13 protein-coding genes are annotated in these 15,662 nt (G+C 63.3%); 4 read left to right on the forward strand and 9 right to left on the reverse strand.

Annotated elements, in window-relative coordinates:
• Positions 1-41: 41 nt before the first annotated feature.
• The 6 genes from Q7T26_12405 to Q7T26_12430 form a co-directional block, all read right to left on the reverse strand.
• Positions 42-719 carry a hypothetical protein gene (locus tag Q7T26_12405; protein ID MDO8532942.1) on the reverse strand — a complete coding sequence of 226 codons (678 nt, stop codon included), beginning with the start codon at positions 717-719 and terminating at the stop codon, positions 42-44.
• Between the two features lie 5 nt (positions 720-724).
• A complete protein-coding gene (locus tag Q7T26_12410) occupies positions 725-1,066 on the reverse strand; it encodes a histidine triad nucleotide-binding protein (GenBank protein MDO8532943.1) in 342 nt (113 codons plus the stop codon).
• A 374-nt stretch (positions 1,067-1,440) separates the two neighbouring features.
• Entirely contained in the window at positions 1,441-2,574 is a 1,134-nt protein-coding gene (locus Q7T26_12415) for an acyl-CoA dehydrogenase family protein (protein ID MDO8532944.1), read from the reverse strand.
• A gap of 212 nt (positions 2,575-2,786) precedes the next feature.
• Positions 2,787-3,962: an acyl-CoA dehydrogenase family protein gene (locus Q7T26_12420; protein MDO8532945.1), complete on the reverse strand. Its 1,176-nt coding sequence runs from the start codon at positions 3,960-3,962 to the stop codon at positions 2,787-2,789.
• Between the two features lie 78 nt (positions 3,963-4,040).
• On the reverse strand, positions 4,041-4,280 hold the full coding sequence (locus tag Q7T26_12425) for an Lrp/AsnC ligand binding domain-containing protein (GenBank protein MDO8532946.1): 240 nt from the start codon (positions 4,278-4,280) through the stop codon (positions 4,041-4,043).
• A 426-nt stretch (positions 4,281-4,706) separates the two neighbouring features.
• Complete coding sequence (locus tag Q7T26_12430) at positions 4,707-5,720, reverse strand: LLM class flavin-dependent oxidoreductase (GenBank protein ID MDO8532947.1); 1,014 nt, start codon at positions 5,718-5,720, stop codon at positions 4,707-4,709.
• Positions 5,721-6,140: 420 nt separating this feature from the next.
• On the opposite strand from Q7T26_12430, the gene Q7T26_12435 reads away from it, so the two are divergent.
• The 3 genes from Q7T26_12435 to Q7T26_12445 are packed head-to-tail and all read left to right on the forward strand — an operon-like array spanning position 6,141 to position 10,785.
• Complete coding sequence (locus Q7T26_12435) at positions 6,141-7,061, forward strand: site-specific DNA-methyltransferase (protein ID MDO8532948.1); 921 nt, start codon at positions 6,141-6,143, stop codon at positions 7,059-7,061.
• Positions 7,040-8,068: a DNA methyltransferase gene (locus tag Q7T26_12440; protein MDO8532949.1), complete on the forward strand. Its 1,029-nt coding sequence runs from the start codon at positions 7,040-7,042 to the stop codon at positions 8,066-8,068. Before Q7T26_12435 ends, Q7T26_12440 begins: the two co-directional genes overlap by 22 nt.
• A gap of 8 nt (positions 8,069-8,076) precedes the next feature.
• Complete coding sequence (locus tag Q7T26_12445) at positions 8,077-10,785, forward strand: DEAD/DEAH box helicase family protein (protein MDO8532950.1); 2,709 nt, start codon at positions 8,077-8,079, stop codon at positions 10,783-10,785.
• 89 nt (positions 10,786-10,874) lie between these two features.
• On the opposite strand, the gene Q7T26_12450 is transcribed toward Q7T26_12445, so the two are convergent.
• Genes Q7T26_12450 through Q7T26_12460 form a run of 3 tightly spaced genes read right to left on the reverse strand, consistent with a single transcriptional unit; the run spans position 10,875 to position 13,868 of the window.
• Positions 10,875-11,843, reverse strand: coding sequence for a nitronate monooxygenase (locus Q7T26_12450; protein MDO8532951.1), 969 nt, complete (start codon positions 11,841-11,843; stop codon positions 10,875-10,877).
• 50 nt (positions 11,844-11,893) lie between these two features.
• A complete protein-coding gene (gene fmt, locus Q7T26_12455) occupies positions 11,894-12,862 on the reverse strand; it encodes a methionyl-tRNA formyltransferase (GenBank protein MDO8532952.1) in 969 nt (322 codons plus the stop codon).
• A gap of 34 nt (positions 12,863-12,896) precedes the next feature.
• Positions 12,897-13,868 (reverse strand): toast rack family protein, encoded by a 972-nt coding sequence (locus Q7T26_12460; GenBank protein MDO8532953.1) that lies wholly within the window; start codon positions 13,866-13,868, stop codon positions 12,897-12,899.
• 407 nt (positions 13,869-14,275) lie between these two features.
• Between Q7T26_12460 and dnaA the strand changes: the two genes are divergently transcribed.
• Positions 14,276-15,655 (forward strand): chromosomal replication initiator protein DnaA, encoded by a 1,380-nt coding sequence (gene dnaA, locus Q7T26_12465; GenBank protein ID MDO8532954.1) that lies wholly within the window; start codon positions 14,276-14,278, stop codon positions 15,653-15,655.
• Positions 15,656-15,662 lie beyond the last annotated feature (7 nt).

The following is a 15,662-nucleotide window of genomic DNA, read 5'->3' on the forward strand; positions in this document are numbered from 1 at the left end:
TCCATGGCACCATCCTACTCCTGGTGCCAGACCGTACTCAATCACCTAACCATAATGGTCTGGTGCATGTTTCTAGTTTGCCTGGCAAGTTTGAGTTGACAGTTCGCCTTCTTCACATGTCTGACCAGTTCTGAGCGTTTATCACTACTAAGTCTCTCGGTATCCGCTGTCCACGCGCGCGACGAATCAACGAATATGGCGCCTTTGTATATTGGCTTGGGGTGAAGTAAAGATGGATCGATCTTATACGCCGTCAACACGGTGCCCACCGGCATGAATCGAGCGAGTGGGTCGCCTTGCTTCAAGGACTCCTGTATGTCACAAGTCGCTTGTGCTGCTTCTGCGCAGAGTCTTAGCGCAGTTTCCTCGAGCAAGTTCAACAGATCGTGTCGTTCGTGCTGCCTGAATCTGAGTTGACCGCCATCGGGTACGTCCCATGAAAAATTGAAGAACCCTGGAAGCTTGTCAACAAGCCTTGGCTGAAGGTCTTCACTCAATCCAGAGACAGCCACTTGTGCCTTTTCTTCCGCGCTGAGAGTAAGCTGCTTGACTTCAATCGCCAGTTCACGCGACTGTGAGTCCCTGCACACCCAATCCCAATTCCCCTGCCCAAGCAGGTTTGGATATACTGCCTCCGCCTTTCCTGTGACTGCAAAGGCGACCCCGTGGGCACGGTTGTATGCCCTGAGTACGCGCTGAACAAAGTCCTGCTCGCTCAACCTTCCTACCCCATCCGGCCGAGGCGGTGGCCGCCCAGGACGTGGACGTGCAGGTGGGAGACCTCCATGCCGCTGTCCGGCCCGCTGTTGACCACGAGTCGGTAGCCCGCCCCCGCGATGCCCTCGCGCCGCGCCACCGCGTTCGCCAGCGCCATCAGGTGTCCCACAAGCGCTTCCTGCGCCGGTGTCATCTCTGCGATGGTCGGGATGTGCTCGCGGGGGATGACCAGGACGTGCGTGGGCGCCTTGGGGTTGATGTCGCGGATGGCGATGCCGCGCTCGTCCTCCAGGACACGCTCGCTCTTGATCTGGCCGCTGACGATCTTGCAGAAGAGGCAGTCGGGCATGGTGTCTGTCACCTTATCCCCCGGCCCCTTCTCCTCAAGGAGAAGAGGAGTTTAAACGAGATTCTGGGAGGACACCTCCCAGGCCCTCCGGCGGGCCGCAAGGCGGCCCTGCACCCCCTTAAATACCTGTGCGGTATCCGGCTTCAGACAGTAAGCCCCTCTCCCTGCTCAGGAGGGTGTCACCATTGCTATGGCATTGCTTCCACCAGGCCCTTGTACCGCGGGACGACCACGGCTTCGCTTGTTCTCCGCGCGGGGGAGTCCAGAAGGGGTGTTCCCCTCTGGCGGGGGTTGGGGGGACACCCCCAAACCCCTTTTCCCTTCCCCCGCTCCCTGAGGGAGCGGGGGACCGAGGGGGTGAGGGCAGCGCCCCCCTACAGCCCCATCTGCTGGGCGACGCGCTCACGGTGGAAGTCGGCGTCGCCGTAGGCCAGCTCCGCGGCCTTGGCCCGCCGGAAGTAGAGCTGCATGTCGTGCTCCTTCGTGAAGCCGATGCCGCCGTGTATCTGGTGCCCCAGCGCTGTCACCCGCCGATAGGCCTCGCTCGTCCATGCCTTGGCCATGGAGACCTCCTTGGCGCAGGGCAGCCCCTCTTGGAGGCGCCACGCGGCCTCGTACGTCACGAAGCGCGCCCCGTCCACGTCGGTCACCATGTTGGCGCAATAGTGCTGGATGGCCTGGAAGCTGCCGATGGGCCGCCCGAACTGCACCCGCTGCTTGGCGTACTCCACCGTCATCTCCAGCACGCGCTGCGCGCCGCCCACCATCTCCGCGCACTTGGCCACCGCCGCCCGCTGCAGGGTCTTCTCCACCACGGGCCAGCCCTTGTTCAGCACGCCCACCAGGCTCCGGGCGGGCACCGCGACGCCGTCGAAGACGACCTCGCACTGCTTGTCGGACGCGATGGTCTTCAGCACGGTGTGCGTGATCCCCGGCGCCTTGCCGCTCACCAGGAACAGGGAGACGCCGTTCTCCGGCTTCGCGCTCCGGCCCGTCCGCGCGACCACGATGATGTCGTCGGCCACGTGCGCGTCCGGCACGAAGAGCTTGGTACCGTCCAGGATGTAGTCCGCGCCCTTCGCCTTCGCCTTGAGATGGACGCCCTTCGCCTCCCAGGTGGCGCTCGGCTCGGTGAGGGCCAGCGTCATGATGCGCTCGCCCCGGGCGACGCGCGGCAGTATCTCCTTCTTCTGCTCCTCCGAGCCCGCCTCCAGCAGGGTGCAGGCGCCGAGCAGCACTGTGGAGAAGAACGGCCCCGGCAGGAGCGCCCGCCCCATCTCCTCCAGCAGGACGCAGAGGTCGAGGAAGCCGCCGCCGCTGCCGCCGTACTTTTCGGGCAGGGCCAGCCCCAGCCAGCCCAGTCCCGCGATCTTCTCCCACGTCTCCGGGGTGAAGCCCCTCTCGTCTTCTTCCATGGCCCGCACGTAGGACTTGGGCGCTTCCCTGTCCAGGAAGTCGCGGGCCATCTTTTTGAGCATCTCCTGCTCTTCCGTCAGGCTCAGGTCCATACGCTCATCTCCCTCAACCGGCTTTGCTCATGATGTCATCTGAGCGCAGCGAAGAATCTACCTCTGTCTTGAGCTTACCTAGACCCTTCACGGAGCCTGTCCTGAGCGAAGCCGAAGGGTTCAGGGTGACAGTGGCTCCGCAGGCGCTTTTTGTGCAAGACTGGGATACCCCCAGGCCCCCGCCGTGCTCGCTGCGCCAGACCCCGCGGGGCCTACGCGCGCGGCAGGCCCAGGCCCTTGTCCGCGATGATGTTGCGCTGCACCTCGGACGAGCCGGCGTAGAGGGTGGGCGCGACCGTGTACAGGTAGTACGACCGCAGGACACCGTCCAGCACCGCGCGCGGGGACCCCTTCTCCAGTTGCGCGTGCAGGCCCAGCACCTGCATCCCCGTGTTGGCGATCCTCTGGTTCAGCTCAGTGCCGAAGACCTTGGACACGGAGCTTTCGTACGCGGGCACCTGGCCCTTCGACTGGAGCCACGCGACGCGATAGGCCAGGGCGCGCGCCACCTGCGTCTCCACGGCCCGCTCCGCCAGCTTGTGCCGAACGATGGGGTCGGCGGTGAGCGGCCTGCCGTCGCGCAGCGTCTCCCGCGCCGCCCGCGTGATGTCGTCCAGGAGCCGACGCGCCGCGCCCACGTGCTCCACGCCGGACCGCTCGAAGCTCAGCAGCGCCATAGCGACGTACCAGCCCCGGTTTGTCTCGCCGACGACGTTCGTGCACGGCACGCGCACGTCGTCGAAGAAGACCTGGTTGAAGGCGTGGTCGCCCACCATGTTGACGAGCGGTCGCACGGACACTCCCGGCGACCGCATGTCCATCAGCAGGAAGGTGATGCCCTTGTGCTTTGGCGCGGCGGGGTCGGTGCGGGCCAGCAGGAACATCCAGTCGGCGCGATGGGCGCCGGTGGTCCACGTCTTGGAGCCGCTGACGACGTAGTCGTCGCCGTCCCGCGTGGCGCGCGTCTGCAGCGAGGCGAGGTCGGAGCCGGCGCCCGGCTCGCTGTAGCCCTGGCACCACAGTCGCTCTCCTTTTGCGATGCGCGGCAGGTGCTCCCTCTTCTGCTCCTCCGTGCCGAAGAGCATGAGGGTGGGGCCGAGCATGCGCAGGCCGAACTGGTCGCGGCCGGGCGCGCGGTGGTAGAGCATCTCCTCGCCGAAAATGGCCTGGGCGACGGGGCCCGCGCCCATGCCGCTGTACTCTCGGGGCCAGCCCATGGTGAGCCAGCCGCGCGCGGCCAGCTTCTTCCGCATCTGCTGGGCCACGGGGAAGACATCGTTGTCCCAGTCCTCCCTGCCGCCGGTCCAGCCGCGCGGCAACTCGTTCCGAAGGAAGGCGCGCAGGTCCTCCCGGAAGGTCTGCTCCTCGTTGGTGAAGCTGAATTCCATTGATGCTCTCTTTTTTCTGGCGCGGCGCGGCACGGAAACCCCGTAGTTTCCGTGCCGGGACGCCTCAAGAGGACTGGACTAGGGGATGGGCACGACCAGGCAGGTGATGGTGCGAACGATGCCGGGAACCGTGTGCACCTTCTGCGTCACCGTCTCCCCCACGGAGTTGAGGTCGGCGGCCTCGATGACCGCCACCACGTCATAGGGGCCGGTCACCGCCTCCACGGTCTTCATGCCCTTGACCTGGCGCAGGGATGTCACCACGTCGCGGGTCTTGCCCACGGCCGTCTCGATGAGGATGAAAGCGCGGGTAGCCATGACGTCCACCTCCTTGGAGTAAGGATTTCGCCGGACGGTGAGGCGCGCTTATTCTAGCCCGGCGCGTATTGGAGTGTCAACCTGGGGATACATCCCCTCTGGCGGCGCAGATACCTCACCCCCTAGCCCCCTCTCCTGTAGGAGAGGGGGAAAAACAATCTGGGGGATTCCCCCAGACCCCCGACAAAGGGGCTGTGCCCCTCTGGACTCCTCAAACCCGCTGTCCGAAGGAGGTCCGCCACCGTCATTCCGGCGCAGAGCTTGCCCCGTACCCGATACGGGGCCGGAATCCAGTGTCGCCCGTCTCGGGTGAGCTTGTGTTCCTGGGCTCCGGCTTTCGCCGGAGCGACGAGGGGACGAGCCCTTTGCGGTTTGCCATGTCCATGAGTACGTGAGAAGGGACTAGACGCGATTGCCCTGGGGGCGTCAGCCCCCCGCCTTCCGGGGCGCGAACGTCTCTATCGTCGTGCGGATCATATCGCGCGGGACGCCGTGCGCCAGCGCGATGATGGGCAGGGTGACGCCCCGGGCGCGGTACTCCTCCAGCTTTTCATGGACCTGGCCTGGCGACCCCGCCAGGCTCACGTCGTCCAGCATGACGTCGGGCAGCGCGGCGGCGGCCCCCTTCCGGTCGCCCTTCTCCCACAGCTCCTTGATGCGGGCCGCCTCCTCCACGTAGCCGTAGCGCTGCATGAGGTTGTTGTAGTAGACGCCCATGCCGCCCACGTAGTACGCGACGTGCGCCCGCGCCAGCGCCCGCGCCGTCGCCGCGTCGTCGTCGGAGACGCAGCTTATGAGGTACGGCGCCACCTCGATCTCCGCGAGGGAGCGGCCCGCCGCCTTCGCCCCCTCCTCCAGCACCTTAAGCTGCACATCGCCGCGCGTGCGGGAGAAGTACGTCGGCATCCAGCCGTCGGCCTTCTCCCCCGCCATCTTCGTGTTCAGCGGCCCCAGGCTCGCCACGTAGATGGGAATGCGGGCGCGCGGCGGCTTGAACGGCAGCCGGAAGTCCTTCAGGTGGAATATCTGTCCATCGTAGTTCACCCGCTCGCCGGAGAGGGCCAGCCGGACGATGTCAATGTACTCGCGGGTGCGCTGGATGGGCTTCTCATAGGGCACGCCGTGCCAGTTCTCAATGACCCGCTGGCCGCTGGTGCCCAGCCCCAGGAGGAAGCGTCCCCCTGATAGCTCGTCCAGCGTGGCCGCCGCCTGGGCGATGGCCCCCGGCGTGCGGGAGAAGACGTTCACGATGCCCGTGCCCAGATGCAGCCGCTTCGTGTTGCAGGCGAGCAGCGCGAGGGTGACGAAGGCGTCGCGGCCCCACGACTCCGGCACCCACAGGGCTTCGTACCCCAGCTCGTCAATGCGCCGGACGAACTCGACGGCCTCGCTGCGAGGCAGGTCCTCCGTGCGCGGCTGCGTGATGGCGATGCGTTGCAAGCTGTTCCCTCCCTGCTTGTGCTCATGGGGACGCGGGGGCCTTCGTGTATTCTACGGCTTTCCGCCCGCGGATGACACCCGCGCGCGGCGCGAGACGGGTGCGGACGCTGGCCCCGCTGAGCGTGATAGACGAGCGTCCCGTCCTCTTACCGTCATTCCGGCGTATGCCGGAATCCAGCGTACCCCGGCGCTTCCCTGGATACCGGCTTCCGCCGGTATGACATAGAGGCATCCGCGCTGTCGCCGCTGAGCGCGGAGGAGACGGACCTCGTGCTCAGCCTGTTCCGGTAGGCGCGGGCCATCCCCCTCGCTCCCCTTGACACGCCGCAGGCGCGGGGTATAGTGACGGCGTAGGGAGCGCAGCGTCGCAAGAGGGCGGGCGCTACATGGTTACGCGAAAATCACCTGTGAGGTATATCCGTGTCTGGGCATAAGCGAAAGGCGAATCCGGTGGCGCGGGAGTCGGCGAACATCGCCGCCGAACAGATCGAGAAGCTTAGGGACGCGTTCCCAGAGGCCGTCAGCGAGGGCAAGGTTGACTTCGACAAGCTCCGGGCCGTTCTTGGAGAGGCGGTAGATGAGCGACCAGAACGGTACTCCTTCACGTGGGCCGGCAAGCGCGACGCCATCCAAATGCTCCAGACGCCCAGCCGCGCGACTCTGGTGCCTGCTCCCAACGAATCAGTCAACTTTCAGGAAACGGGCAACATCTTCATTGAGGGCGAAAACCTGGAGGTGCTAAAACTCCTCTACAAGCCTTACTACGGCCGTGTGAAGATGATTTACATTGACCCCCCTTACAATACGGGCCATGACTTTATCTACCGCGATAACTACACCGACCCTCTTGACACCTACCTGAAGCTCACGGGCCAAAAGGACGGCAATGGCAACCTCTTGACCAGCAACCCCGAAACCAGTGGCCGCTACCACTCTGCGTGGCTTTCCATGATGTACCCCCGACTGTTCCTCGCGCGCCAGCTTTTACGTGAAGACGGCGTGATATTTGTAAGCATCGATGACCACGAGGTTCACAACCTGCGTTTGGTGATGAATGAGGTTTTTGGAGAGGAAAACTTCGTGTCCCAAGTCATTGTTCAGAGCAATCCCAGGGGAAGGCAATCCGATCCTTTTCTGGCAACAGTTCATGACTATGTCCTGATTTGGGCGCGCAATGCCGAAGAATGCGTTCTCGCTGGGGCTGAGCTCTCCGAGGCCCAAGCGGGTGAATTTGATTTGACCGACGCCGACGGAAAAAATATCGACTGCTGGGCCTTAGACAGCGCGGATCGGCCTCGCGTAGGGAAGATCGACCAGATATGTTCTTCCCAATCTATGTGAACCCACAATCGCTGAAGGTCTCATTGACCAAAGACGGAGACTTCCAGGTGGAGGTATGGCCCAGGAAATCCACTGGACAGAATGGCCGTTGGATGTGGGGGCACCAAAAGGCTGAAAGTGACATCTCGCTCTTGGAGGCCAGACTGGTCAAGCGCCGTGGTGAATACGACATCTTCGTCCGTGACTACCGCGAAAGGGAGGGCAAAGAAAGGACGCGCAAGTTTAAGACGATCTGGGACGCCAAAGAGTTGAACACCCAGGACGGAACGCAAGAGGTGAAGGCGCTGATCGGGAGCGACGCGATGCCCTATCCCAAGCCGGTCGCCCTTCTTAAGGACATAGTGACAATGGGGGCTGAAGATGACTCGATAGTTCTGGACTTTTTTGCGGGGTCTGGCACTACTGCCCACGCTGTCCTTGATCTTAACAAACAGGATGGAGGGGACCGCAAGTTCATCCTTGTCCAGCTTCCCGAGCCTACAGGTCGCACGGATTACCCAACTATCGCTGACATTGGCAAAGAGCGCATCCGTCGGGTTATCGCCAAGATGCAAAAGGGAAATGAAGGTAAATTGCTGACCGAGCGCGAGACGCCCTACGACTTGGGGTTCAGGGTGTTCAAGCTGGCGACCTCTAACTATCGCTCTTGGGCAGGTGTGTCCGAAAGCACGCCACAAGCCTACGGCGACCAGATAGCCCTGTACGCCGATCCCCTGGTAGAGGGATGGACAGCGGAGAACGTGCTGTACGAGGTGGCTATCAAAGAGGGCTATGGGCTGAACTGCGAGATGGAACAAGTACACGGCATCAAGGGTAACACTGTCTATCGCGTGGCTGACCCCGACAAGGGACAGTGGTTCCACATCTGCCTTGACGACGCGCTCCAACCTGCGACACTGAAGGCGTTGGACTTGACGGCGGATCGCCTGTTCATTTGCCGCGACAAGGCCTTGGACGACAAGGCTGCGGCCAATCTCGCGCTGCAATGCCGCCTCAAGACCATTTAGGGACAAGCATGGAATTCAAGTTTGACGCCAACCAAGAGTTCCAAATCAACGCTATTGCGGCGGTAACCGGCCTTTTTGAAGGCCAGCCCCGCAATGAGGCGAGCCTTACCTTTGCGTCAAGTGCAAGCTTTGCCGCGGTCGCCAACCGCTTGGATTTGGATGAGGGGGCGCTTCTAGCAAACCTGCAATCCGTACAAGAGCAGAATGGCGTGGCGCAAGACCCCGCCCTGCAATGTATAGAAGAGACCATTGAGACGGCAGCAGGGCCAAAAGCCGTGCGCTTTCCCAACTTCTCCATTGAGATGGAGACTGGCACGGGGAAAACCTATGTCTACTTGCGCACCGTCCTAGACCTTAATGGGCGGTATGGCCTGAGAAAGTTCATTGTGGTTGTGCCATCCGTCGCCATCCGAGAGGGCGTGCTCAAGACCCTTGCGATAACGGAGAAGCACCTGAAGGAACTGTATGGCAACCCGCCCTATCGCTACTACATTTATGATTCTGAGAACCTTTCCTTGGTGCGGCAGTTCGCGCTCTCCGACGGCATAGAGATCATGGTGATGACCATTGACTCTTTCAACAAGGCCTCCAATGTTATACGTCAGACCACGGACCGCCTCCAAGGGGAAACGCCCATTCACTTGGTGCAGGCGGCCCGTCCCATCCTGATCCTGGATGAACCGCAGAACATGGAAAGCGAACTGCGGGTCAAAGCCCTGGCCGCTCTTGATCCGCTCTTTGCCCTGCGCTATAGCGCGACACCCCGCAACCCCTACAACCTTGTCTATCGCCTGACGCCCTTTGAGGCATATCGGCAAGGGCTGGTCAAGCGGATTGAGGTGGTGGGTGTGGAGGAGAAAGACAACGCCAACCTCCCGTTCCTCCGGCTGGACGACATCCGAAGCGAGAAAAAGACACTCACGGCTCGGTTGGCCGTTCACAAATTGATGAAGGATAGCAGCGTCAAGGAGCAGGTGGTGGTGGTCAGGCCGGGTGATAACCTGGAGGGGAAAGCCAACCGCTCCGAATATGCCGATTTCACTGTAGACGAAATCAGTCTGGCGGGCGGCTTTGTGCGCTTCAGCAACGGTGTTGAGCTTCGCAAGGGCGAAGCACAGGGCGCTGACAAAGAGGCAATTTTTGAGGCGCAGATACGTTTCACCATTCAGGAGCACTTCCAAAAACAGCAGCGACTCAAGGAGGCAGGCATCAAGGTGCTGTCGCTGTTTTTCATTGACCGCGTAGACAACTACGCCCAAGTGGACGGCGTCATTCGTCGGTTGTTTTACAAGTGCTTCAACGAACTCCAAGAGAAGTATCCCTACTGGAAGGGCATTGACCCTGAGAAGGTGCAGGCGGCTTATTTCGCGCAACGGCGCACCAAGACGGGAGAAGTCATCTTTGAAGACAGCAAGACCGGCGAGGCGGAGAAAGACAGAGAAGCCTACAACCTGATCATGAAGGACAAAGAGCGTCTGCTTGCCTTTGAAGAGCCAACGTGCTTCATTTTCTCCCACTCTGCGTTGCGGGAAGGATGGGACAACCCGAATGTTTTCCAGATTTGCACCCTGAATCAGACGGCATCTGAGGTGAAGAAGCGCCAGGAAGTGGGACGGGGGATGCGGCTGGCGGTGAACCGCTCCGGCGACCGTGTGCATGACGAACGCGTGAACATCCTAACCGTTGTGGCAAACCAGAGTTACCAGAGCTACGTGGAACGATTGCAAACAGAAATCCAGGAAGAATATGGCGTTGACGGCGCACCGCCACCACCTCCCAACGCCCGCAAGCGGGGCGTGGCGCGGCTACGCAAAGCGTACACGCTGAAGCCTGAGTTTAAGGAACTGTGGGAGCGGATTAAGCACAAGACCCGCTATGCTGTGACCATAGACACCGAAAAGTTGCTTGCCGAGGTTGTCGAGGAACTGGACAGGGCCGAGATACGCAAACCGCACATCGCCATTACCAAAGCACAGGTACAGGTAGGGGCAGAGGGAACCTTTGAAGCCATGCAAATGAGCGGGGCCAAGAACGTGTTAGACCTCGCAGGCCGCTATCCTCTGCCGAACTTGGTTGCCATCATGGAAAACTTGATGGAGCGCACCACGCCGCCAATGCGCCTGACGCGCCGTACCCTTTTAGAGGTCTTCCGCAGAGCCAAGAATAAGCAAGCTGCGCTGGACAACCCCCATGAATTCGCCCTGGTTGCCGTAGGCATTATCAAACGCAAGCTCGCCGATCACCTGGTCAACGGCATCCAGTACGAGAAGATCAACGAATGGTATGAAATGACGCAACTCGCCGATATCCCGAGCTATGAAGAGTACCTGGTGCCAAGTCAAAGACCTGACGGGAGCGACGGTGCGTCGCTTTATGACCAGGTGGTTTGGGAGTCTGAGATCGAGAAGCAGTTTGTTGAGGATATGGAGAAGCGCGATGATGTGAAACTGTACCTCAAATTGCCGTCCTGGTTCACAGTGCCTACTCCCGTAGGTGAATACAACCCGGACTGGGCCATTGTCATGGAGGAACGAGACGAACACGGCCAGCCGACGGGGAAGTCGTTGCTCTATCTCGTCCGAGAGACCAAGGCTGAGAACTGGAAAACAGCACTTCGCCCAGATGAACTGCGAAAGATCACTTGCGGGGAGCGGCATTTCAGGGACGCGCTGAAGGTGGATTACAAGGTTGTCACTAAAGCCGCTGATCTCCCTTGAGCTAATCGTAAGTGAATCTAACCCGACTGGTTTTTCCGCCTCTACTCCCCCCGCGACCCCCTGCGCCGCAGCCGCCGGACCCGGGCCGTTCAGCGCACCGTAGCGCCCATGCGCCGGATGACGCGCTCGGCGTCGCCGACAATCCGGTCAACCAGCTCCCGCACCGTGGGGATATCGTGGGTGAGCCCGACCCCCTGCCCGCACGACACGGTGCCCGCGTCAATCTCCCCTTCGGTCAGCGCCTTGCGCCCGTGCAGTCCGCTGATCAGCGGCAGGAGCTGCTCCAGGGTAGCGCCCTTCGCCTCCATCTCCATCACCTGCTCCGCCCGCTTGTTCCGCATGACCCGCGAGGGATTCCGGATGGATGCCTGAATGAAGGCGGTGTCCGTCTCCTTCGCCTGGACCATCCACTCCTTGATGTTCGTGTGGACGAGCGACTCCCTGGTCGCCATGAACCGCGTCCCCATGAGCACGCCTTCCGCGCCCATGGCGAGGGCCATCGCCAGGCCGCGCCCGTCGCCGAAGCCGCCGCCCACGATGACGGGGATGCTGACCGCGTCCACCGTCCGCGGGCCGAGGACGACCGTGCCGATCTGCTCCATGCTGGGGTGGCCGCCGCACTCGAACCCGACGATGGACACGGCGTCCACGCCCATGCGCTGGGCCGTGACGGCGTCGCGCACGCGGGCCACCTTGTGCACGTGCTTCGCCTTCCCCTGCTTGATGCGGGCGACCTGCGCCTCGGTGATGCGCCCGGACGTCTCGATGGCGTCCACGCCTTCCTCGAGGACCACGTCGAAGAACGCGTCAATGGGCACCGGCCTCGCGGTGGGCAGGAGCGTGATATTGACACCGATGGGCTTGTCGGTGAGCGACCTCGTCTTGCGGATTTCGTCGCGGAGAGCCTCCGGCGTATCGTGCGTCAGGGCGGTCAGGAACCCGATGGCCCCGGCGTTGGCGACGGCGGCGACAAGCTCCGCGCGGGATACCCACTGCATTCCGCCGCAGATGATGGGGTGCTGGATGCCGAACAGTTGTGTCACCCTTGTCGTGAACACGGATGCGCCTCCTGCACTGATTTTTGGGAGTACTCCGCACGGCGGAGCGGTCAGCCCGCGCCGACGCTGTCCTTGCGCTCCGGAAGGGGCAGGACCGCGCCGACGAAGCCGCGCGCGCCCTGCAGGAACTCCTGCGCCATCATCGCCTTGCGCCCCTCAAGCTGCACGCGCCGCAGGCCGAGCACGCCCCGGCCGGTCGCAACGCCCACGGGCATCGCCGCGCCCTCAAGCGCGACCACCGTCCCCGGCGCGGCGCTGTCCGGCCCAGGGAGGGCCACGACCTGCAACACCTTGAGCGCCTTGCCCTGCCAGCGGGTGAACGTGCCCGGCCACGGGTCATAGGCCCGCACGCGCCGGGCCAGCTCCTCCGCGGGCAGCCGCCAGTCAAGCTCGCCTTCCTCTTTCTCGACGAGCCGGGTCACGGTCGCGAGGGCGTTGTCCTGGGGCTGCGGCGTCAGCCAGCCCTGCTTCAACTGCGCGAGCACGCCGGGCAGCATGTCGGCGCCCAGCCGCGCCAGGCGCTCGCCCAACTGGCCCGCCGTCTCCTCCGGCCCCAGGGACGTGCGGACCTGGGCCAGCATGGGGCCGGTGTCCATGCCCTCGTCCAGGAGCATGATGGTCACGCCCGTCTCCGTCTCTCCGGCCAGAATGGCCCCCGCGATGGGCGACGGCCCACGCTGGCGCGGCAGAAGGGATGGGTGGACGTTCACGCAGCCCAGCGGCGGGATGCGGAGCACATCCGGCGGCAGCAGCTTGCCGTACGCCACCACGACGATGGCCTCAGGCCGCAGGGCTGCAAGCTCCTCCGGCGCGGGTGGCTTGCGCAGCGTGGGCGGCTGGAAGACGGGCAGGCCCCTTGCAACAGCCAGCGCCTTGACGGGCGAAGGGGTGAGCTGGCGTCCGCGGCCCGCCGGCTTGTCCGGCTGGGTGTACACGCCGGCGATGTCGAAGCCCGCCTCCAGCAGCTTCCCCAGGGAGGGGACGGCGAACTCAGGCGTCCCCATGAATACAACGCGCATGGGTGCGGTCCGCCCTCTGTCGGAGGTCAAGTCCCTAGCGGATGGTGACGGACGAGGTCCCGGCGTCCAGGTCCAGGTCCAGCCGGTTCTGCGCCGAGTCGAATTTGCTGGAGATGTAGAAGCCGTCCCGCTTCTGGAATCGGTCCCCGTCGATGCTGAGGGATGCGAGGCCCAGGTTGGCCTTGATCCGCGCCTCCACGTTCTTCGGGATGTCCAGGTTGATGCTGGACGTGGCGCCCGCCTTGATGGTGATGGCGGTGCGTCCCGCCTCCTGGGGGAGGCGCACGTCGAGCTTGCTGGCTTCCACTTCCACGCGCAGGCTGCGCAGCTTCATGTCGGTCAGCGAGAGGCGTCCGCTTATGGCCCCGCCCTGAATGATCAGGTCCAGCGGGATGCGCGAGGTCAGGCCGAGCGTCCATGAGTCGTCCTTGCCGCTCGCCAGGAAAGACCGTTTGCTATCCGGCGACGCAATCTGCAGGTACCCCTTGCTGTCGGTCTCGCGGAACTCATTCGTCGGCTCCTTGCCGCCCTGACGGTAGGAGAGCTGTCCCTCCGCCAGAAGCGTGGAGTAGGAGGGCAGGCTTTCCAGCGCAAGGTCGCCGGCGGAGAAGTTCAGGCGCACCTCGCTCTCCCTCAGGGACCCCAGGCTTTTCTCAAGGCGCACCGTGCGGGAGTCCGCGGCCGTGACCGGAAGCCGCCCCTGCGACAGCGTGCTGACGGCCACCACGGCCAGGACCACCGACAGCCCTATCGCAATCCCTATCCACCAGCGGGACCCCTTGGCCAGAAGAAGGATGACGCCAATGAGCACCAGAAGAAGGGGCCAGAGACGCGTGGCGCGGGAGAGAATCTCTGTGATGTCGCCGCCGAAGAGGCCCATGTTCAGGACGAAGAATATCCCGCCGAAGACCATGAGGGCGACGGAGAGGACGAGTTGAAGAAGGCTGGGGCCGCCCTCGCGTCCGCCGTGAGAGCCTCCCGCGGAGTGTCGCCGTGCGCCCGCCATAGCCTACCTTCTTCTCCGTGGCGCGGGTTCCGCCTTTGCCGCCCGAACGCTCGCCGGGCGCGGTGGCGGGGTCCGCGCTCCCCGGGCCACCATTCGAGCCGATTATAGGCCAACTACACGCACAAAGCAAGCAGCTACACATATAGATAGGAGTAAAGTCCTAAAAAACTGGCCTCTTTTTGGAACATCCGACCCTTGACCAACCGTGGTCAAAGCCGTTATTGTTGGAACAGTTTGCCCGCCGCCACCATGCCGCGCCTCAGGCGGCAGGGGCGGACGGGACGGGGTGAAGCTCCGTCACCGAAGGCGGACCAGCTAAGGACTTATGCGTATCCCTACCCCTCGACCCGAGTATTCGTCTGTCTTTTCCGGTTTTTTTACCGGAGGTATTGTCCGGAGGATGCACCATGACCAGCAAGCCTGCCCGCGAGATCTGGGAAGCGGCGCTAGGGGAGTTGCAACTGCAAGTAACGCGTCCCAACTACGAGACCTGGCTCAGGGACACAGTCGGCGTATCCGCGGCGGATGGCCAGTTCGTCGTGGGGGTGCCCACTCCCTTCGCGGCTGAGTGGCTCTCCAAGCGCATGTCCGTAGTAATAGAGAGGACTCTCTCCCGCGTCCTGAAGTCATCTGTTCGCGTGTCCTTCCAGGTCCATCGGAACGCGGACGCCGATGGACACAGCGTCCCGGCCCCGTCCAGCGAGACGGCGGCTGACGCGCGCCCGCCTGTGCCCACGTCCGCCGCGTCGCGGCTGGGCCGCCTGAACCCCCGGCTCACGTTCGCCTCTTTTGTGGTGGGCGACTCGAACCGCGTGGCCCACGCGGCGTCGCTGAGTGTAGCCGAGCGCCCCGGCGAGGCCTACAATCCGCTGTTCATGTACTCCGGTGTCGGCCTGGGCAAGACGCACCTGCAGCACGCCATCGGGCACCATGCGCTGTCCCTTGGCCGCAAGGTGCTCTACGTGAGCAGCGAACGCTTTGTCAACGACTTCGTGACCGCCGTCAAGGAGCACGCGGACGAGGACTTCCGCCAGAAGTACCGCACGGTGGACGTGCTGCTGGTGGACGACATTCAGTTCTTCGTCGGCAAGGAGAAGACCCAGGAGGTCTTTTTCCACATCTTTAACGACCTGCACAACGCCGGTTGCCAGATCGTCGTCACCAGCGACCGCCATCCTCGGGACCTGAGCCTGCTGGAGGACCGTCTGACGTCGCGCCTGGTCTGGGGCCTCGCGGCCGAGATCTATCCGCCCGACTACGAGACGCGCCTGGCTATCCTTAAGGCCAAGGCGGAGCACATGAAGGAGGTCATCCCTCCGGACATCCTGGACCTGCTGGCGCGCCGGATGCAGCGGAACATCCGTGACCTGGAGGGCGCCCTCAATCGGGTGGTCGCCTACGTGCGCCTGTCCCGCCTGCCGCTTAACCTGGAGACGGCCAGCCAGGCCCTGGCGGACCTGACAATGGACAGGTCCCGGCCTGCGACACCAGAGGCGGTCATTCAGGCCGTCGCGGCCTACTTCGGCATGGAGGCCGAAGCCCTCCGCGGCAAGCGCCGCGACAAGCGCACCGCCGCCGCGCGGCATGTGGCCATGTACCTCCTGAAGGAGGATGTGGCCCGGTCCTTCGTGGAGGTGGGCCGGCTGCTGGGCGACCGTGACCACACCACGATCATGTACGGCTGGGAGAAAATCGCCAGCCAGATCAACACGAATCCCCGCATGCGGAGCGACGTGCTGGAGATACGCACATCTCTGGCTGAGCCCCGCCTCAAAGCCTCGGGCTAGTCCTCTG

This window comes from Dehalococcoidia bacterium, assembly GCA_030648205.1.
Lineage (GTDB): Bacteria > Chloroflexota > Dehalococcoidia > JAUSIH01 > JAUSIH01 > JAUSIH01.